Raw genomic sequence first — 19,034 nt, 5'->3', positions numbered from 1 at the left:
AACAATCAAACTAAGTGCTCGTGATGGACAGATCCCGGGCCCGGATATGTATGTCAGAAAAGTTCGACTATTACAAAATTAATGGTATCATGCTATGAGCTATAATCATATTGGGAAATGTCGTATTATTAATGGGGGTTTACAAGGTTGTTAAACGTTTGATTTCCCAATCTACAAACTATGAAAATAACGTTATACTAAAAGTTTTATATAAATTTAAAATTAAGATATAAGATTGGATTTATTTCACTGTAGAAAGCACATTAAGCACATGATTCGAGCAAATCTTCTCAATAATTGAATTAATAACGAAATTTTGAAACTTTTAAATCTCCTTATCGTAAATGAAAAAACGAGAAAAAAAGGAGGTCATGAAGATGTATGAGCATAAGTTTGTAAAAATCGACTTGTCTTCTTTTAACAAACCAAGGGATGACTATCATGAAGTCATTTTTGAGCATGAAAAGGAAGGTTGGGAGTTAGTACAAATTTTCGCCCCAGGTACTAGGAGTTATGGAATGTCTGCTTTTTTTGAAATCATATTCAAACGAAAAAAAGACTAAGGTGGATGGACTTGCCTTAGTTAATTTCGCTTTAAGGTATTTATTGTTAGAAATATCTATTTCACTCGTTTTGAACCGATAGGAGGTCATTTAATTTGGATGGTCAAGACTTGAGACATAAAGAATTTGATAAAGTATTAGATTTCCTTGAACAAAATAGGCTATTTAGTGGCGTAGTACTTTTATCAGAAGAAGGTATTCCACTTTACAACAGAGCGATAGGCAGGAGAACTTCAACAGAATTACATACTCAAGGTTCAGTCTTTGAAATCGCCTCCATTTCAAAGAGTTTTACCGCAATGGCAATAATGATACTGATGGAAGAAGGAAAATTGAATTTAGAAGATAGCCTAATTTCGTATTTTCCTGATTTACCATACAAAAACATAACGATAAAAAATATGCTAACCCATACCTCCGGACTTCCTGATTATATGGAATGGTTTGAAACAGAAGGAAACTGGGATATTGAAAGAATTGCAACAAATAAAGATGTCGTTGCATTCTTAAAAGAAGAAGAGCCAGACATTTTGTTTCCGGCAGATGAAAAGTGGGAGTATTGTAATACAGGGTATGTATTGCTTGCAGAAATAATAGAAAAGGTTTCAAGAATGGAGTATGGAACGTTCTTGAAAACAAAGTTATTCAAACCTCTAAATATGGAGAACACAACAACACATTCACACTATCTAGAAGGTAATCTTACAACACTTTCACAAGGTTACATATATGACTGGAAGCAAGATTTGTACAAGCTTCCAGAAGAAATGGAAGAACACAAATATGTATATTTTCTCGATGGTGTAAAAGGTGATGGAGGAATTAAATCGACCGTACTAGATTTATTGAAATGGGAGCGTTCTCTTTATCGTAATGTATTGGTATCCAAACAGACTATGGAAAGTGTGATTAATCCAGTTTCAATAAACAGCCAAAAATCCATGGAATATTGTCAAGGCTTGCATGAACAATTAGGCGGCTATGGCTTTGGTTGGAAGATTGAAGACCATCCTCACTATAAAAAGCTGATCCTTCACGATGGATATTGGGCAGGGTATTGTTCTGGATTAATTAGTTATAAAGATTACGATAAATCGATTATCATGTTAACTAATTTGGATTTTACGGATGATAAATTAAACAAGGTACCACATTTGTTGACTCTTCTATTAGAGAAGATTTTATTTGGAGGAAAAGCAGATCTAAAAGAGTTTGAGGATTTGATACTGTCAACTCATGTAGGTAAGTGAGAGTAGTAATATGTCATAGCTAAATGTTTTTAAACAGCCACTCTAAAACTAGAGTGGCTGTTTTATAATTAAAATAAATTTGAATATTTCGTTCTATAAATATAGAATGGTAGTGGGAGGGATAATATGGAATTGTTTTCTGCAAGCACGAAATTATCAAATGGAAAGTATAGTATCAAACTGGAAAGCTCTCTATTATGGGAATCTGCTTTAGGTATCGCTGCGATAACAAACGACTCTTTGGTAGATACCTTGGATATTTCGAAACAAAAACGAAAAGCAATCGAAAAATCTCTATCCACAAGAATGCTTGAACAGCTTCGATTTGTAAAAAAACATAATACGTGGAAAACGCTTCTCCAGATTCTTCATCAGAAAGAGTTTGATCATCTTGACTCTTTTACAGATTATGTGGAGAGGTTATCAGCGCATCAGCTGAAGACCATTTCAATTCCGTATTTAGGTCAAGAGTATTACGATTTGATCAATGAACTTTTGAATGGATCGGAAGATGCACTTCGTGAATTGCGGATGATCACGAACCATCACCCTTTTCTTCCAAGCTATTTAGAATTTATAAATCAAGTTTCTGCTGAAAAGCTGAAAAAACATCTAATTGAAGTTATGACCGGGTGGTATGAAACGGTTATTGAACCTGATAAAAACAAGTTGAATGAGATTCTTCTAAAGGACAAGGTTTCAAAAGAAAACATGCTAAATCGTCTAGATCCTGAGGAGTTTATTACGTGGGCTACTGACGGTGTTACTTACTCGAAGGAACCAGGTGTACAAAAGGTTCTTCTTATTCCACACTATTTTTACCGACCTTGGAACGTTGAAGCAGAGCTTGAAGGAGTCAAAGTATTTTATTATGCGGTAGCCAATGAAAGTATCTCAGATGAGAAATATATACCTAATAAACAATTGGTACAACGCTATAAAGCGTTAGGAGATGAAACACGTTTACGAATACTGAAAATGATAAAAGAAGACCACTTATCTTTACAAGAGTTAACGCACGAACTGAAGCTAGGTAAGACAACTGTTCATCACCATTTGAAGATCTTGAAATCAGCAAAGCTAGTATCTCAGGTTTCAAACCATAAATACGACATTAATCAAAGTGCCATTGATTTCTTACCTGCCGAATTAAGTCTGTATTTGGATAGTAAATAAGAAGGGGCGCCTATGAATAATTCGATTGTACGCATGGAATCAGAGGATAGTATTCCTGAGTTCAAAAAGAATTTCCAAGTATTTCGGTTTATTGGTGGTAACTTAGTATCCTTCTTCGGCGATCAAATCTATTTGATAGCGCTGCCGTTGATTGTACTAGCGATTACCGGCTCACCGCTTAGCATGGGAATCGTAGCTGCTCTCGAAAGGCTGCCAATTCTTATCCAGCCCTTTACTGGCGTATTGGCTGATAATTTTAATCGCAGAAGGATACTCTTGTTTTGTGATTTAGGACGGTTTTTAACTGTGGGCCTCTTAGGTTTTTTATACATACTAAACTCCTTAACGATTTGGGAGATATACGGCGGGGCGTTGATTGTTGGTTTGTTGACCCAGGTGTATAATACGTGTCAATTTGCTTCTGTTCCAAAGCTCGTCAAAAAGAAAGACCTTCAACTAGTCAACTCAATAAATACAGGTGTTTTCCAAGCAGCCGTGTTTGTTGCTCCTGGCTTAGGTGGAATCATCATTAATTAGTATTTTTAATCCTGGTGTAGGGTTAATCATTAACAGCTTATCTTTTTTAGTGGGTTTTATCGTGACGTTAAGTCTAAGTATTGATAGTAATATACAGAAAGAGAAAGTGACGACAACAACAATCATTTCAGAAATTAAGGAAGGGTTTCGATTTGTTATTGATGTAAAACCAATTTTATACTCAAACGTAGCGATGCTCTTTTCAATCTTTGGAACCACTCTTTTCTTAACGATGCTTGTGATCCATCTAAAATCAACAGCACGGTTTGATGCAATTGAAATTGGTTTTCTTTTATCGATTGGTGGTGTTGCGGCTATTGGTGGTGCAATAACGACGAATTGGCTAAAGAAACATTTCAGTTACAGATCGATCCTTTTCACAGCAGGAGCTTTAGGTGGATTATCAATTATCGGTTTTGTAATGTATGATTCTTTCCTTTGGTTAGCAATCATGAATGCAGTTGGCACAGTATCTGCGGCAATTATGACACCTTGTATCGTCACGATACGTCAACATCTAAGCCCAGACAATCTCTTAGGACGAGTTCAAGCTTCTAGTCGTTTTATGACTTGGTTACTAATGCCGGTAGCGGCTTTAGTTGCAGGGCTAATAGCTGAGCAATACAGTACTACCCTAACGATATTAATTGGTGGAGTCGTTGCTACTGCTTCTTCCTTTCTTTATTTACATCCATCTTTAAAAAAAGCATAGGTTAGTCGTGTCTACTTTCTATAAGTAAAAGGAGCGTTATTCTAACAAGGATGACGCTATTTTTATATCTTGTTTGAAACTTTTTCCAATTGAAATCGTAATGATTAACAAGGTGTAGGGGATTTCTAGACTATTATTAAACTAAATAGTATCCATCAAAGTCATTCATCAATAAATCTGTCCAAACAACTATAATAGAAAGGAGTCATCGCTTTGATTTATAAATTTGCTGTCGGTTTAGTGTTTCTACTTAGTACACTTGCAATTGCATTTTTACTAAGTAAAATTTCTTCCACATTCAGCAAGGTTTTAGAAAATACGCTGAGTAGTAAGGTTAAGTATATCTTTCTTGTATTCGTAACAATTTCGTTCGACATTGCTTTAGTTTTTCTTTTTTCTTGGAAAACTCAATGGAATTTCTTAGATTCCTGGTTCACATGTAGCGTACTATTAATAGCGATCGTTTGGCTTCCGGGCTACTTTAGACCATTCCATGAGAACGCTAGTAGAACTGTTGGTAATTTTAGTTCAAGATACCAATCAAATAATATCTTAATCTTTAAATTATCACAGCACCCATTTGTGATAGGAACCTTAATCGTTGGAATAACCGGGATCCTCTCATCCGTCATTTTATATCTTCCATACTTCCTTTGAGAGGGAAAAAAGTATAGGTTAACAGCTTTCTCTTGTTTCTAACTTTCGTGATTGGACGGTGAATATACAATGTTTAAGTCATCGCAAATGAATAGTTTAATCCGAATAGTAGGTTTATGGCTTATTTATCTTTACATAATTTACAACAACCAACACATTTCTGAAGGTGTTGGGACTACAATTTTGTTCTCTTTGATTTCGGTATTTGTCATGCTCATAACTGTACTGGACATCAAACGAATTTTGAAAAAAGGGTGAATACCCCTTTAAGTGCGGGAGCTTTCTGACCGCTTTTATATATACCTTCATTTTAAAATAGAGATCGTATCTTCAAATAGTTTGAGTAATAACTTTGTTTAACTGCTGGCAGGTAGTTATGTTACACTATATGTGAAATATTTCACAAATACATAATAAGTAAGGTTTAAAAGGGGGGGGGAATATGAGGATAAAATCAAAATTAATTTCAGCTCTATTTTCCACATCGTTGACATGTGTTTACTGGTTGATAGAGGGTTTTCTAAATACTAATGCCCTGTTTGTAATCACTGGGTCTCTTTTCATTATGTTTGTGATCTTGTTTGCAGGAATTGGTAATGTAATCTACGGAATTCCAGTGTCGTATTTATCTGATTGGCTATCATCTAAAGTGCCATCATTTCGGTTCATTACAGCAGCGTCCATTCACGTTTCGCTAGCTTTTGCGACAATTATTGTCATTGATGAGGAGTATGTTCACTTCGCTATTGTAGCATCCATCTTTTTCTTTATAGTAGAGGAATTACAGCACATGAAGCAGAGAACGATTCAATTAAAATCGATGATCATGAATACGATGATTATCCTAACTGTAGTCATTGGGGTGCTTGTTTATGATTCTTACGTATCAATAGAGAAGAAGGCGAATGGAGATGAAGCAAAAACAAACATAACTCATCTTATCCCAGAGGGTTATGAAGGCCCTATATTACTTTTATACAACCTCGATGGAAGTTCAATAATTAAAGAGGAAAGTAACCAAAGGGTTATCACAGTTTATATAGAAGAGGTGGTTTATACATATGTTGGTGACAAGTTACAATACGGCGAAGCAAAGACTTCGTTTGCAATGCCAAATGGTTTGAGCGAAGATACGTATTTTTATCAACATGATGATGGTGAGCGTACAGCTATTGATGAAGACTGTATCTATAGAGGGAATTCTGGAAGTATTCATTTGTATGGAGAAGGTGAAGTAAACTATGAAACCATCCAAGTCACAAATAGCGGTTGTGGACTTGATTTTAAGAGAAACGGAAGTTATCACTACCATGAGCGGATTGATCAAGTTTTAAACGAGTTAGTCAACCGAAACAAATAGTGTAAGAAAATCTTTATCATTGATAGCGGAAACGTATAAAAAGCATACTGCTATAAATTTCCTTTTTGGTATAATGATAGTTGCTGCTATTCCGATACGTGCTGGTACATTTTATTAGTCCTCTGACGAGGTCAATAATAAGGTGAGGGGGTGGCCGTCATTCAATTCCAACTATTAGGAGACAAATCAAAGATTGCAATTGAAGTATTGGGAAGAAAATATCCTGACTCTACCGATTATTGGGACGGTAATTGGATTGACTCTTACGTTTTACTAGAAATCCCTGGATACTCAGCTAAATTCCGTGCGAATGTAAGAACGAATGAATTATTGACTTTTTTGGAAGAACTGAAAACGATGAATGAAACGTTAAAAGGAAAGGCAGTGCTCGAGAATATGGAAGACTTCATTCTACTCGAGGGGAGAATGGATGCATTAGGTAACGTGATGTGGTATGGAGAAACCTGTTATCCAATGGGGACTGGGGCTATATTGAACTTTACATTTGAATCGGATCAATCATATTTAACGAAGTTGATAGAAGAATTGATTGTTGTAGTAGATAAGTTTCCAGTTATCGGGAAGCCGTGAAACCCATGGGTGAAGAGATTTTAAATTGATTTCAGGGGGAGAAGTAATGCAAATGTTGCAGGGAACTTATATGGATCATCTCCATACACTATCGACAGAGATAGGATGCCGTCCAGTCGGATCAGAGGCAAATCACGAGGCGTCCCATTATATTGAAGAAGTTTTAAAAAATGCTGAAATCAACGTAGACATTCAAGAATTTGAAGTACCAAACTGGCGGCTTAATGAAGCTTTTATTGAGGTTGATGGGTATCGTTTAGAGGCTATAGCTAATGGTTTTTCTGAGTCAGTCGAGGTTTCGGGATCAACCGTTTCTTTTTGCACAATTGAAGAACTCTCTGCATCACAAAACCTTCAAGGGAAGATCGCGTTATTATACGGTGAATTATCAAAAGAAAACTATGTTCCTAAAGGGTTTACAATTTATAATCCTGAACATCATCAAAGAGTGATTCAACTACTTGAAGAGAAAAATCCTTCAGCCATCTTATTTGTAAGAATGGAAAAAGAAATAAATCAACCGTTAATCAACGATTGGGACTTTTTCATTCCTTCTTTAACGGTTTCTCCAGAAGTAGGTTTAACCATAAAAAATAGCCCTTCAACCTCCTCAGTAAAATGCATGATAAAGAGTAGAAGAAAAGAAGGTAAAACGAAGAATATCATTGGGAAAATAAATGGGTATGGGACTGAAAAAATCATTCTTACTGCTCACTATGATACGGTGTTTAATACTGACGGAGCTTTCGACAATGCTTCAGGAGTGGCAGTTGTCCTCTCGTTAGCTGAAGAGCTTTCTAAGAGAAGTAATTGGCACACTAGTTTCGAGTTCATCTTTTTTAGTTCAGAAGAATTTCTCGGTCTAGGAGACGAGGTTTATTTGAAGGCATATCGAAACGACCTTCCTCAAGCACTAGTCGCCATGAACTTTGATGGTATCGGTCAATCGCTTGGCACGAATAATGTTACACTCATGTCTGGATCAAATGAATTTGCAAGTTATGTAAAAGCGATCAAGGGAAAGTTTCCAGCTGTCCAATGGACAGCACCATGGTATGAGAGTAACCATTACACCTTTTTCTCAAATGGTGTGCCTAGTATACCGTTCAGTAACTGTGGCGTTTCAAATCTATTACATACAGTAGACGATACGATTAAGTGGATGAGTAAAGATAAATTGACAGAAGTATTCTCACTTGCAAATGAGATTATAAAAAGTTTGCAAGGAAAAACGAGGGATTGGACATCAAAACCCTAATAAAAGGAATGCTTGGCAGACATACGGAGAACGGTCAGAGGGTATCAACCACTGACCGTTTTTATATGCCGAAACGTTTAAAGATTACAGGATTAAAGCTGTTTTCTCTTTCCATGATGCTGATTAGAATCCAATAAAATCAGGTTATGATTGTTCTGGATAATCACAGTACTCAATAATCGTCCCTTCTGTATCGGCAGGGTTTAAATAGATCAACCTTCTTCCATGCTTGTTGATTCGTAGCGTATCTTCTAAGGTTCGTATGTTTTGTTTCTTTAGTTCTTCTAACGCCTCATCTAGGTTATCAACGCGATATGCGATATGGTGGACGCCTTTTCCTTTTTGCTTCATAAATCTTGCGATAGGAGAAGTCGTGTTATTCGTAGGCATCAAGAGTTCAACTCGGCTATCGTTAATATCGATTACGGCGATTTCACTCTCCACCCCTTGTGCCTCACTACGGTAGTGATCGACAAGCGTACCGCCTAAAACGTTTGTGTAAAACGTGATGCTTTCATCGATGCGCCGAACGGCTATTCCTATATGATCAAGCTGTTTGTTCATTGTGAATGACTCCTTTATAGGTAATGGCACAATTTTAACATAAGGTTGTTAAAGGAGTGCATTGCCAGCGTTTGATTGTGAGCGGCGTCTTCATTATGTACAATAGCTAATGAAACTAAATTTATTCGAAAAGGTGTTCATAAATGAAATCATATGTTGTTATTGGTGCTGGAATTCTAGGAGCATCTACTGCCTATCATCTAGCGAAAGAGGGTGCCGACGTTACGATTGTCGATCGAGCCGATTCGGGTCAGGCAACAGATGCTGCAGCCGGCATCGTGTGTCCTTGGCTTTCGCAACGACGCAATAAAATATGGTACAGGCTAGCGAAGGGCGGGGCGAAATATTACTCAGATTTAATCGAACAATTAACAGCGGAAGGGGAAACAGAAACAGGCTACAAAAAAGTTGGAGCGATCAGCCTACACACTGATGAGAAAAAGCTTGATAAGATGATCGAGCGCGCTCTGAAGAGACGTGAAGATGCGCCAGAAATTGGGGAGATAAGAAAGCTGACGACAGAAGAAACGAAAGCAATGTTTCCGCCGGTTTCAGAGGATTACCAGTCTGTGTATGTGAGCGGTGCAGCAAGAATTAATGGTGCAGCGCTTAGGAAGGCTCTTTTACGTGTTGCTAAAAAGTTCGGCGCAACTATGGTAGAAGGAAACGCACAACTACTGCATACAGCGGGTAATGTGACTGGTGTTAAGGTTTCGGATCGTGAGATAAAAGCAGATAACGTGATCGTTACTGCTGGAGCATGGGCGAACGAGCTGTTCGAACCACTCGGTTTATCATTCCAGGTAACATCGCAAAAAGCTCAGATCGTGCATCTTGATGTGCAGGAAGACACTGGTGAGTGGCCGGTCGTAATGCCTCCGAACGATCAATACTTGCTGAGCTTTGACGATGGTCGAGTGGTTGTCGGTGCAACGCACGAAAACGATGTAGGATTTGATAAACGAGTGACAGCAGGTGGGTTACATGAAATCTTTAGTAAAGCACTACAAGTAGCTCCAGGTCTTAGCGATAGTACGATGGTCGAGGCGAAAGTAGGGTTTCGTCCATTTACACCAGGTTTTCTCCCTGTGTTTGGTCATGTTCCAGAAACAAGTGGTCTACTAGCGGCTAACGGACTAGGAGCATCAGGATTGACGGTTGGACCATACTTAGGTCTAGAGCTTGCCAGAATGGCGATGGGAAAAGAAACGGAATTATCTCCACATGATTATGATCTTTCTGAAGCCATAACACGGTTGGATTAGTGTAGCACAGGAAGGTTTCTCAACTCGTGTATAGAAGAGATAAAGAATCAGCCCTTGTCAGTAAAGGAGTGGTCAAGATTAGATGGTTTGCGTTACTAACGTTGCTTATGGTAACCGCATGCGCTTCATCAGATGAGCAGACAACTGCGCCAAATGAAGGATCTGCCGACGTTATCGTTGAAAACCTGCAGATTCCATGGGAAATCGTGAAGTCAGGTGAAACATTCTATATGACTGAAAGAGAAGGAACGATCGCGAAGTATGAAGACGGCAAGCTAGAACGTGAGGAGATCATGCTCGATAAGCCTTTACTAACGAAAGGAGAAGGTGGCTTACTTGGTATAGAGCTCTACCCGGATTTTTCTGAATCAGGGAAAGCGTTCGTCTACCATACGTATGAAGAGGATGGGGAAACGGTAAACAGAGTAATAGAGGCGACCAAAAGTGATAGCGGATGGAAAGAAACAAAGGAATTGATAAGGGGGATACCTGGGTCTCTTTATCATAACGGAGGAAGAATCAAGATTGGTCCAGATGAGAAGGTATATATCACGACTGGCGATGCTACGAATCCCGATCTAGCTCAGGATAAAACGAGCCTTGCCGGAAAGATCCTTAGAATGAATCAAGATGGTTCGATACCAGATGATAATCCCTTTGAAAATTCCTACGTCTATTCTTATGGTCATCGTAACCCACAAGGTTTAGCGTGGGATGATGGTGGCCAGCTGTATTCTTCAGAACACGGAGATTCAGCTCATGATGAAATCAACAAGATCGCACTAGGAGAGAATTACGGGTGGCCGGTTATTGAAGGAGACGAAGAACAAGAGGGGATGACCTCTCCAGTGTATCACTCTGGTAAGGATACTTGGGCTCCTTCAGGAATCGTAATAAAAGATCAAACGCTCTATGCTGCAACGTTAAGGGGGAATGAAGTCCGCTCCTTTGCTCTTGATGAAAACAACAGTGAAACGGTCCTTTCTGGTTATGGAAGACTTCGGTCATTGTATTATGATGATTCCCTCTATGCAGTCACGAACAATACAGACGGCAGAGGGAATGCGTCTGAGAAAGATGATCGGTTCATTCAAATCCAACTAAATAAGTAGTGCCATATATCGTCATCTCAATTCGTTTGAGATGACGATTTTTTATGTAGTTTGTTGAAAAGAGAAAATAAGGCTTCATGCTGGATCTAAAAAGTTACATAATCCGTGTTGATATGGAGCATCGTTGGCAGATTTGATAAACCCTGACTGTTTTTAAGAACCTTTGTCATCATGCAGGAAATTCCATATGAAGGCATTGAATAGAACTGTAATACATTTGGGGAGGACTGGCAGTAATGAATAATCATCTGATGATTTCTGGTGTTGCTGACCTGTTTAAAGTGACCAAACATACATTGAAGCAGTGGGAGAATCAATTCTCTGCATTCCTTGAAATTCCACGTGATGAAAACAATTCTCGTACTTATACGGATAGAGATCTAGAAATCCTTTACTTGATCACCAACATGAAAGCGAGTAACACGGATGATGATGCGATTTCGTTAGCACTCGAACAGCACATTATCGAACTCCAAGAACAAAAAGCAATCGATGAATTTAATCAAGCTGCAGAGCTCAAGCGACAGGAGATCGAAAGGGAAAAAGAGCTGCAAGCACAGGTTGATGATGTAGAGAAAGTTGAAGAATCGGTAGTTTACTCAACGTATGAAGACCAAGAAGAAATTAAAGAATCATTATCAAAAATCGTTTCGTTTGTTGAATCGGAAGAAGTCAAGCAATTGCTGAAGATGGATAAGACGGTTAAGAAGATGGAAAAAGATATCGTTCATCAGATTCATGAAATCGTCCATGAAGAAATTGCGACTGCATCAGATGCTCATGCGTCTATGAATCAACTAGAACTTAACGCGATTGGCAAAAAGATCGATGATTTAACGGATGTTTCTGCGGAGGAAAGAGCGTTCTACCAGGAAGAAGTTGAAAAGGAACGGAAAGTAGCTGCTGCACACATGTCCGAGCGAGAAGAGCGTTTGATGGCTATCGTTCAAAATCGTTTTCGAAATGAAGAAACGCAGGTAAAAAGGAATGAAGCTGATTCGAAATGGGGTGTAGGTAAGATTAAGCACATCTTGGGCTTTGTGAGGTAGAGAGAAGTAGAAACTTGATAGGGGGAAAATCGATGGAACATGCTAAAGTCATGTTTTCCATTCTTAGTCTTCTCATCGCTGCCACGTTCGCTGCCCTATATATTTATATTTTTTCACTTCATACAGAAATGGAAGGGTCGAAGGCAAGTGCAACAGAGGTGTCTGCCGCATCATTTCCTACTGAATATCAGTTTGTAGAAGATTTTGTTTCAGATTTTCATGCTTTTTATAATAGAACGACCGGGTATGGGATGATCGAGAGAGTCGAAATGGAAGACCAAGAGAAACATGCTGAGGCAGTTACTGCCTACATCAATATCTTCCTCGAAAATGGTGTGGAGCATCATGATCTAAAAGTAGATTTACAAGCGATTAAAATGATCGCGAGCAGTGACCTCGATGAAGCCGACGTGAGGCTCCTTCACCGTTATTTTCACGATCTTGATAAAGCAATGAACGGATACGATCATCCAGATACGTTCGGTGTGACCGAAACGTTCGGTGGAGAATACAATCATGAATGAAGTCATAGGTATGGCGACGTAGAAGCGATGTTTTATGAAGTGATAAAACATCGCTTTTCGAATTGTCTGTCAACACCTTGTGCGATTTCCTTTTGTTGGATAAACTAGTTAAAAAGGCACATGAGAGGGGAATCTATGAAAACAAAAACGGTGGTTGTCTGGCTTGGCGTAGCATCGATTCTGACGCTTGCGTTAACAGCATATTATATTTTTTCCTTGGATAAGGAAGTGAAGTCAACGCAAGGTAGTTTTGTAGCCACCCCGAATGAAGCGGTGGCGCAAGATGAGAGGTTATCGACTGAAGAGCTAAGAGAATTAGAAGCAAAAGTGATTTCTGAACCACAGTTTGATAACATCAAAGAGTTTATTTCTCTTACGCACGGATTTTATAACGAAACAGCTGGATACGGTGGTATAAAAGAGTTAGATGATAACGTACAAAGTGAACAAGCAATCAACATCATCCTCCATGCAAACCATTACATAGAGACAGAATCAGAAAACAAAGATCTCGTAAAAGATTTAAAAGAGATTAAAACGTACGCACTTCGTTATCTTGAAAAACCTGGTGCAAACCACATTAAGAAACTCCATCGTTATTTTCATGATTTAGATATCGCCCTAAATCAGTACAATGGTCATGACAAGGTGTGGGGCGTGACAGAGCTTTACGGGAAAGGAAGATAAAAAAAGTCACCATCATGGTGACTTTTTTCTATTAATCTTCGTCTTTCATATCTTCATCGTCTTCACCTAGGTACTCTTCGTCAGTTTCAAAGAGCAACCCGGTTTGACATGATTGACAATCTCTAACACATTGATTAAAGCTGAATGGAAATAACCTACGACAGACAGATGAACAGAATCTTGAACAGTCCCCTCTCGATTCTCCACCTGTATTCGAGCTATAAGAACGGTCGCTCGCAAGGCGAGGACGCTGAGGCAGTCTCTTAAAATAAGGTTTGCTATGCTTCACAAAATCCACCTCCTTACGTTACTAGAGTATGCAAGAGGAAGAGGACATGCTAATACTCTTAATGAAAAAGTTGACAAGTCAGGCTTTATCATCCATTCGTTTTATTGATACACTTAATACAAAAATGTGAGAGGTGAAGGTATGAGTGAAGGTGGAAAGAATCAATTCGTAAATAAGCTGATCGATGAAAAGTCGCCGTATTTACTTCAGCACGCACACAATCCCGTCGATTGGTATCCATGGGGAGAGGAAGCGTTCGAAAAAGCGAAGCGTGAAAATAAGCCGGTGCTGGTATCGATTGGTTATTCGACGTGTCATTGGTGTCACGTGATGGAGCGGGAAAGTTTTGAAGATGTTGAAACAGCCCAACTCTTAAACGAGCGGTTCGTAGCGATCAAAGTTGATCGGGAAGAACGCCCAGATATCGATTCGATCTATATGAAAGTTTGTCAGGGATTAACCGGTCAGGGAGGCTGGCCGCTCAATGTCTTCGTAACTCCAGATCAAAAGCCATTTTACGCAGGAACTTATTTTCCTAAAGAAAGCCGCTATAACATCCCTGGTTTTAAGGATGCGATCATGCAGCTCTCTGAACAGTACAAGTCGAATCCAGAGAAGATTACGAGAATCGGTGATCAAATCACCCAGTCTCTTCAAGAACGAATGAAGTCAGAAGGATCTTCTCTTTCTGAAGAACCGCTTCATAAAGCCTTTGACCAGATGCAAAATATGTTTGATACAATTTTTGGTGGATTTGGGACGACGCCTAAATTCCCTTCTCCACACATGCTGATGTACTTGTTGCGCTATGCGCGTACATTTGATAATGAATTGGCTACTACGATGGTAACGAGGACGCTCGATGGGATGGCGAATGGCGGCATTTATGACCACATTGGGTTTGGTTTTGCACGCTATGCCGTCGATCAAGAATGGCTCGTGCCACACTTTGAGAAAATGCTCTATGACAATGCGATGCTCGCGATGACCTATACAGAAGGGTATCAAGCGACAGGGAACGAGCGTTATAAGGAAATTGCGCAACAGGTCCTCGAGTATGTTAAAAGGGATATGACGTCAAACGAAGGAGCGTTCTACTCTGCAGAAGATGCCGATTCCGAAGGTGAAGAGGGGAAATTTTACGTTTGGTCAAAAGAGGAAGTCATTGAAGTTCTTGGAGAGGAAGTAGGAGAACTCGTTGCTTTGACTTACGATGTGACTGAAAAAGGGAATTTTGAAGGTAAAAACATACCGAATTTGATAAAAACGACGATAACAAAGCAGGCTGAGACACACGGCTATTCAGAAGAGGAGTTTCGCTCGATTCTAAGTGAAGCTAGGAAAAAGCTGTATACTGAAAGAGAGAAGCGTGTTCATCCCTATAAGGATGATAAGATCTTAACAAGTTGGAACATGCTGATGATCGGTGCATTCGCAAAAGCTTGCAAAGTTTTTGATAACGATGAATATAAAGAATGTGCCGAACGTGCTTATGCATTCATCGAGAATAACCTTGTTGTTGATGGCCGCCTTATGGCTAGATATCGAGATGGGGAAGTAAAAAATAAGGCCTTTCATGATGATTATGCGTATGGACTTTGGGCTCTTAATGAACTTTATGAAGCAACCTACGAATCGACGTATCTAGTAAAGGCGAAGCACATGGCAGATGAGATGAACCGTTTATTCTGGGATGAAGAAGTAGGCGGCTTCTATCTATACAGCCATGACGCAGATGAATTGATTGCAAGACCAAAAGACGTCCATGATGGAGCGTTACCGTCTGGAAACAGCGTTGCGGCTCTTCAACTCCTACGACTCTCAAAGCTAACAGGTGAAACAAAGTATGAAGAATGGGGAAATAAAATGTTCACAGCATTCGCAGGAGATGTATCCTCGTATCCAAGTGGACATGCCTATTTCTTAATGAGTAAGCTGCTTACAGTTTCTTCTCCGAAGGAAGCAGTTGTGATCGGTGAACAAGAGGATGAGAAGACAAGGAAAGTACAGACATTTTTACAACGTGAATTTTTACCTGAACTTACGGTTCTTGTAACGGATGATCCTAGTAAATTACGAGAAGCGGCAACATTCGCATCTGAGTTTGAAAAGCAGAGAGAAACAGTGGTTTATCTCTGTGAGAACTTCACGTGTAGTATGCCGACATCTGAAATTGATCACATTATAAATAAGCTAAAATAGAGTAAAGCTATCGGGTTATCGCTCGGTAGCTTTTCTTAAGGTGGGCTATGGATGGATTGTATTAGAGAAGCGCTCGCTTTAATTGAAAAAGAGAACAACGTGCACATCTTGTTTGCATGTGAAGCGGGAAGTCGCGCGTGGGGATATGATAGGGCAGAGAGCGACTATGATGTAAGGTTCATATATGTACATGAAAAAGAGTGGTATCTCACCCTTTTTCAAAAAAGTGATGTGATTGAAAAGGGTGCTGATGAAGTAGAGTTGCACGGTTGGGATATAAAGAAAGCGCTAGGTCTTTTAACGAAATCGAATCCAACTCTATTGGAGTGGCTTCAATCGCCGATCATCTATCGAGAAAGTGATTCGTTTCACCGTGTGCGCGAGCTTGCGGGTGAAATGATTCAGCTAAAGCCGGTCATGTTTCATTACACCAAAATGGGGAAGAAAAACCTTGCAAATTACCGTGAGTTAGGAAAACAAAAACACCTGCTTTATGCGCTTAAGTCCGTGCTGTTTACCGAGTGGATCTATGACCGTAAACGTATACCGGATAAAAAAGTTCAAGAGCTCCTACAATGGTCGACGTTACTTGATCAAATAAAGGTTACTTGTAAGGATCTACTCAATCGAAAAGAAATTCAACATGAAAATCTGGTTTCAGACTTTCTAGAACAACAGCTGAATGTTTATGAAGAGAAAGCAAAAGAACTACCGATTCTAGATATCGATAGAGAAAAGGTGGATCATCTTTATCGAGAGCTAATCGAAGACCATTAAAGAGGTTTTACCTCTGTTCAAAGCGAATAGGAAGTGAACAGAAGAGGCGATCTGCCTCTTTTTCTAGTGTTTATAGGTAGAATTGCAAACAGACATTCGCTACAATAGGCATAGAACATTGAGGTGAAAGCGATGAATAGAAAACAAACGTTAGAAACATTAATACATGATTTAAAGCAAGATGAAAACATCGCTCATTGGCATGAGATCGAACCGGAACCTGCCAAGATGAGAGAGATGCCTGAGTCACTTGATCATCGTATACAAAATGCCCTTCGTGAGAGGGGAATCGAACAGCTCTATACTCATCAGTATGATGCTTACAATGAAGTTCAAAACGGAAATAGTATTGTAGCTGTTACGCCAACTGCATCTGGTAAGACGCTTTGTTATAACCTTCCTGTGCTCCAATCGATCGCTGAAGATGAAAATAGCCGTGCGCTTTATTTGTTTCCAACGAAAGCTCTTGCGCAAGATCAGCGCAGTGAACTTACGGAGATAATCGATGATATGGGAATCGATATTAAGAGCTATACGTACGATGGTGACACGTCACCAAATATAAGGCAGGTTGTGAGAAAAGCGGGGCATATCGTGATCACGAACCCAGATATGCTGCATTCTGCAATTCTTCCTCACCACACGAAGTGGGTGTCTCTATTTGAGAACCTAAAGTACATTGTGATCGATGAGCTTCATACGTATAAGGGCGTCTTCGGAAGTCATGTCGCAAACGTGATCAGGCGCTTAAAACGTATTTGCAACTTCTATGGCAGTGACCCAATTTTCGTTTGCACGTCCGCAACGATTGCTAATCCAAAAGAGCTTGCAGAACAATTGACAGAGAAACCGATGTCTCTTATAGAAAACAACGGTGCACCTCGCGGCAGAAAACACTTTGTTTTTTATAATCCGCCGATTGTAAACCAGCCACTCAATATTAGAAAGAGCGCTACCGTCGAAGTAAATCGTATCGCAAAAGATTTCTTGAAAAATAAGATTCAAACGATCGTCTTCGCAAAAAGTCGTGTCAGAGTTGAAATCATTTTAAGTCATCTACAAGAGTTAGTTAAAAAAGACATCGGACCTAAATCGATAAGAGGTTATCGAGGCGGGTATCTTCCTAAACAAAGGAGAGAGATCGAGCGTGGTCTTCGTAGCGGCGACATCATGGGAGTTGTAAGTACGAATGCACTAGAATTAGGTGTTGATATCGGGCAGCTGCAAGTCTGCGTGATGACAGGGTATCCAGGAAGTGTTGCGAGCACATGGCAGCAAGCGGGTAGAGCCGGAAGAAGACAAGAAGAGTCGTTGATCATCATGGTCGCTGGGTCAACGCCAATCGATCAGTACATCGTTCAGCACCCAGAGTACTTTTTTGAACGCCCGCCAGAATCTGCAAGGATCAATCCTGACAACTTAGTCATTCTTGTCGACCATGTGAAATGTGCAGCTTACGAACTTCCCTTTAAACAAGATGACCGTTTTGGGTCGATGGAAATAGAAGATATACTCGAATACCTCGCTGAAGAAAACTTGTTGCATCACAAGGGAGATAAGTATTATTGGATGAATGACTCGTTCCCAGCTCACAACATCAGCCTCAGGTCTGCTTCACAAGAAAACGTCGTGATCATCGATCAGTCGAATGTAGCCGATCATATCGTCATCGGTGAAATGGATCGGTTCAGCGCCATGACCCTTCTTCATGATGAAGCCATCTACTTGCACCAGGGTATACAGTATCAAGTGGAAGAGTTGGACTGGGATGAGAAGAAAGCTTATGTGCGCCAAGTAGATGTGGAATATTTTACAGATGCGAACCTTGCAGTTAGCTTAAAAGTATTAGAAGAAGACAAACTTTCTGAGCACGATTCCACTACTGTTGGGTTCGGGGATGTTACAGTGAATGCGATGCCTACCATATTTAAGAAAATCAAGTTAAGTACGTTTGAGAATATCGGTTCAGGGCCAATACATTTGCCAGAGGAAGAGCTGCACACGACATCGACATGGGTTAGCTTAAAAGAAGATAAAGATCAGCTCGGTACAAAAACGATGGAACAGATCCTCTCAGGCATTTCGAACGTGATTAAACACGTTGTTCCAGTACTCGTGATGTGTGATCAAAACGATGTCCACGTTGTTCCTCAGATCAAGGCAACACACAACAATTTGCCAACAATCTTCCTGTACGATCGTTATCCTGGTGGAATCGGCCTCTCGGATGAACTATATAAGCGATTTGAGGAACTCGTCACTTCAGCTGAGAACCTTATTCGAAACTGTCCATGCGAGGACGGTTGTCCTGCATGTATCGGAACAGAACATGAGGCGAGCAATGCGAAAGAATTGAGTATGAGACTACTTAGAAGACTGATGGAGGAGCGATGATCCTCCATCACAAGAGGGGCGCGAGTAGGTTAGCGCCTCTTGCTTCTAAATTTGTAAGAGGTGAACG

The 19,034-nt window shown here is 39.7% G+C and carries 19 protein-coding genes; 16 read left to right on the top strand and 3 right to left on the bottom strand.

Annotated elements, in window-relative coordinates; translation table 11 throughout:
* Positions 1-377: 377 nt before the first annotated feature.
* The 5 genes from ACXAHI_RS03675 (at position 378) to ACXAHI_RS03655 (ending at position 4,238) form a co-directional block, all read left to right on the top strand.
* On the top strand, positions 378-563 hold the full coding sequence (locus ACXAHI_RS03675; RefSeq protein ID WP_474846016.1) for a DUF4177 domain-containing protein: 186 nt from the start codon (positions 378-380) through the stop codon (positions 561-563).
* Between the two features lie 95 nt (positions 564-658).
* Positions 659-1,813, top strand: coding sequence for a serine hydrolase domain-containing protein (locus ACXAHI_RS03670; RefSeq protein ID WP_474846014.1), 1,155 nt, complete (start codon positions 659-661; stop codon positions 1,811-1,813).
* 126 nt (positions 1,814-1,939) lie between these two features.
* On the top strand, positions 1,940-2,989 hold the full coding sequence (locus ACXAHI_RS03665; RefSeq protein WP_474846012.1) for an ArsR/SmtB family transcription factor: 1,050 nt from the start codon (positions 1,940-1,942) through the stop codon (positions 2,987-2,989).
* Between the two features lie 12 nt (positions 2,990-3,001).
* Positions 3,002-3,526 carry an MFS transporter gene (locus ACXAHI_RS03660; RefSeq protein ID WP_474846010.1) on the top strand — a complete coding sequence of 175 codons (525 nt, stop codon included), beginning with the start codon at positions 3,002-3,004 and terminating at the stop codon, positions 3,524-3,526.
* Positions 3,507-4,238, top strand: coding sequence for an MFS transporter (locus ACXAHI_RS03655; protein ID WP_474846008.1), 732 nt, complete (start codon positions 3,507-3,509; stop codon positions 4,236-4,238). The genes ACXAHI_RS03660 and ACXAHI_RS03655 overlap by 20 nt, the downstream gene beginning before the upstream one ends.
* Before the next feature lie 476 nt (positions 4,239-4,714).
* Here the strand turns inward: ACXAHI_RS03655 and ACXAHI_RS03650 are convergent, their stop codons facing one another.
* Complete coding sequence (locus ACXAHI_RS03650; protein WP_474846007.1) at positions 4,715-4,870, bottom strand: hypothetical protein; 156 nt, start codon at positions 4,868-4,870, stop codon at positions 4,715-4,717.
* A gap of 467 nt (positions 4,871-5,337) precedes the next feature.
* On the opposite strand from ACXAHI_RS03650, the gene ACXAHI_RS03645 reads away from it, so the two are divergent.
* The 3 genes from ACXAHI_RS03645 (at position 5,338) to ACXAHI_RS03635 (ending at position 8,104) form a co-directional block, all read left to right on the top strand.
* Complete coding sequence (locus ACXAHI_RS03645) at positions 5,338-6,255, top strand: DUF6843 domain-containing protein (RefSeq protein WP_474846005.1); 918 nt, start codon at positions 5,338-5,340, stop codon at positions 6,253-6,255.
* A 150-nt stretch (positions 6,256-6,405) separates the two neighbouring features.
* Positions 6,406-6,846, top strand: coding sequence for a WapI family immunity protein (locus tag ACXAHI_RS03640; RefSeq protein WP_474846003.1), 441 nt, complete (start codon positions 6,406-6,408; stop codon positions 6,844-6,846).
* Between the two features lie 46 nt (positions 6,847-6,892).
* Positions 6,893-8,104: a M28 family peptidase gene (locus ACXAHI_RS03635; protein WP_474846001.1), complete on the top strand. Its 1,212-nt coding sequence runs from the start codon at positions 6,893-6,895 to the stop codon at positions 8,102-8,104.
* A 144-nt stretch (positions 8,105-8,248) separates the two neighbouring features.
* Here ACXAHI_RS03635 and mce read toward each other — a convergent pair whose 3' ends face one another.
* Complete coding sequence (mce, locus tag ACXAHI_RS03630; protein WP_474811614.1) at positions 8,249-8,668, bottom strand: methylmalonyl-CoA epimerase; 420 nt, start codon at positions 8,666-8,668, stop codon at positions 8,249-8,251.
* A 143-nt stretch (positions 8,669-8,811) separates the two neighbouring features.
* Between mce and ACXAHI_RS03625 the strand changes: the two genes are divergently transcribed.
* The 5 genes from ACXAHI_RS03625 (at position 8,812) to ACXAHI_RS03605 (ending at position 13,305) form a co-directional block, all read left to right on the top strand.
* The gene (locus tag ACXAHI_RS03625) at positions 8,812-9,933 is read left to right on the top strand and encodes an NAD(P)/FAD-dependent oxidoreductase (RefSeq protein WP_474845999.1); all 1,122 of its coding nucleotides are present in this window, start codon (positions 8,812-8,814) and stop codon (positions 9,931-9,933) included.
* A gap of 26 nt (positions 9,934-9,959) precedes the next feature.
* Positions 9,960-11,045 (top strand): PQQ-dependent sugar dehydrogenase, encoded by a 1,086-nt coding sequence (locus ACXAHI_RS03620; protein ID WP_474845997.1) that lies wholly within the window; start codon positions 9,960-9,962, stop codon positions 11,043-11,045.
* Positions 11,046-11,281: 236 nt separating this feature from the next.
* Complete coding sequence (locus tag ACXAHI_RS03615; RefSeq protein WP_474845995.1) at positions 11,282-12,094, top strand: MerR family transcriptional regulator; 813 nt, start codon at positions 11,282-11,284, stop codon at positions 12,092-12,094.
* A gap of 32 nt (positions 12,095-12,126) precedes the next feature.
* Complete coding sequence (locus tag ACXAHI_RS03610; protein WP_474811622.1) at positions 12,127-12,618, top strand: hypothetical protein; 492 nt, start codon at positions 12,127-12,129, stop codon at positions 12,616-12,618.
* Positions 12,619-12,753: 135 nt separating this feature from the next.
* On the top strand, positions 12,754-13,305 hold the full coding sequence (locus tag ACXAHI_RS03605) for a hypothetical protein (RefSeq protein ID WP_474845993.1): 552 nt from the start codon (positions 12,754-12,756) through the stop codon (positions 13,303-13,305).
* A 31-nt stretch (positions 13,306-13,336) separates the two neighbouring features.
* On the opposite strand, the gene ACXAHI_RS03600 is transcribed toward ACXAHI_RS03605, so the two are convergent.
* Entirely contained in the window at positions 13,337-13,594 is a 258-nt protein-coding gene (locus ACXAHI_RS03600; RefSeq protein WP_270182266.1) for a hypothetical protein, read from the bottom strand.
* Positions 13,595-13,735: 141 nt separating this feature from the next.
* Here ACXAHI_RS03600 and ACXAHI_RS03595 point away from each other — a divergent pair, with 141 nt between their 5' ends.
* The 3 genes from ACXAHI_RS03595 to ACXAHI_RS03585 all read left to right on the top strand — a co-directional run bounded on the left by ACXAHI_RS03595 (position 13,736) and on the right by ACXAHI_RS03585 (position 18,967).
* A complete protein-coding gene (locus ACXAHI_RS03595; protein WP_474845992.1) occupies positions 13,736-15,796 on the top strand; it encodes a thioredoxin domain-containing protein in 2,061 nt (686 codons plus the stop codon).
* 51 nt (positions 15,797-15,847) lie between these two features.
* On the top strand, positions 15,848-16,573 hold the full coding sequence (locus ACXAHI_RS03590; protein ID WP_474845991.1) for a nucleotidyltransferase domain-containing protein: 726 nt from the start codon (positions 15,848-15,850) through the stop codon (positions 16,571-16,573).
* A 132-nt stretch (positions 16,574-16,705) separates the two neighbouring features.
* Entirely contained in the window at positions 16,706-18,967 is a 2,262-nt protein-coding gene (locus tag ACXAHI_RS03585; RefSeq protein ID WP_474845990.1) for a DEAD/DEAH box helicase, read from the top strand.
* Positions 18,968-19,034 lie beyond the last annotated feature (67 nt).

The organism is Anaerobacillus sp. ABD4_527 (genome assembly GCF_056160805.1).
Note: the sequence above shows the minus strand (reverse complement) of the source record. Positions and strands in the feature narration are given on the sequence as shown.

What these genes read in the sequence shown, in the direction of transcription:
- ACXAHI_RS03605 (WP_474845993.1), top strand. Translation starts at nt 12,754, where the DNA reads ATGAAAACAAAAACGGTGGTTGTCTGGCTTGGCGTAGCATCGATTCTG.
- ACXAHI_RS03665 (WP_474846012.1), top strand. Translation starts at nt 1,940, where the DNA reads ATGGAATTGTTTTCTGCAAGCACGAAATTATCAAATGGAAAGTATAGT.
- ACXAHI_RS03625 (WP_474845999.1), top strand. Translation starts at nt 8,812, where the DNA reads ATGAAATCATATGTTGTTATTGGTGCTGGAATTCTAGGAGCATCTACT.
- ACXAHI_RS03660 (WP_474846010.1), top strand. Translation starts at nt 3,002, where the DNA reads ATGAATAATTCGATTGTACGCATGGAATCAGAGGATAGTATTCCTGAG.
- ACXAHI_RS03675 (WP_474846016.1), top strand. Translation starts at nt 378, where the DNA reads ATGTATGAGCATAAGTTTGTAAAAATCGACTTGTCTTCTTTTAACAAA.
- ACXAHI_RS03585 (WP_474845990.1), top strand. Translation starts at nt 16,706, where the DNA reads ATGAATAGAAAACAAACGTTAGAAACATTAATACATGATTTAAAGCAA.
- ACXAHI_RS03595 (WP_474845992.1), top strand. Translation starts at nt 13,736, where the DNA reads ATGAGTGAAGGTGGAAAGAATCAATTCGTAAATAAGCTGATCGATGAA.
- ACXAHI_RS03615 (WP_474845995.1), top strand. Translation starts at nt 11,282, where the DNA reads ATGAATAATCATCTGATGATTTCTGGTGTTGCTGACCTGTTTAAAGTG.
- ACXAHI_RS03635 (WP_474846001.1), top strand. Translation starts at nt 6,893, where the DNA reads ATGCAAATGTTGCAGGGAACTTATATGGATCATCTCCATACACTATCG.
- ACXAHI_RS03645 (WP_474846005.1), top strand. Translation starts at nt 5,338, where the DNA reads ATGAGGATAAAATCAAAATTAATTTCAGCTCTATTTTCCACATCGTTG.
- ACXAHI_RS03590 (WP_474845991.1), top strand. Translation starts at nt 15,848, where the DNA reads ATGGATTGTATTAGAGAAGCGCTCGCTTTAATTGAAAAAGAGAACAAC.
- mce (WP_474811614.1), bottom strand. Translation starts at nt 8,668, where the DNA reads ATGAACAAACAGCTTGATCATATAGGAATAGCCGTTCGGCGCATCGAT.
- ACXAHI_RS03650 (WP_474846007.1), bottom strand. Translation starts at nt 4,870, where the DNA reads ATGACGGATGAGAGGATCCCGGTTATTCCAACGATTAAGGTTCCTATC.
- ACXAHI_RS03610 (WP_474811622.1), top strand. Translation starts at nt 12,127, where the DNA reads ATGGAACATGCTAAAGTCATGTTTTCCATTCTTAGTCTTCTCATCGCT.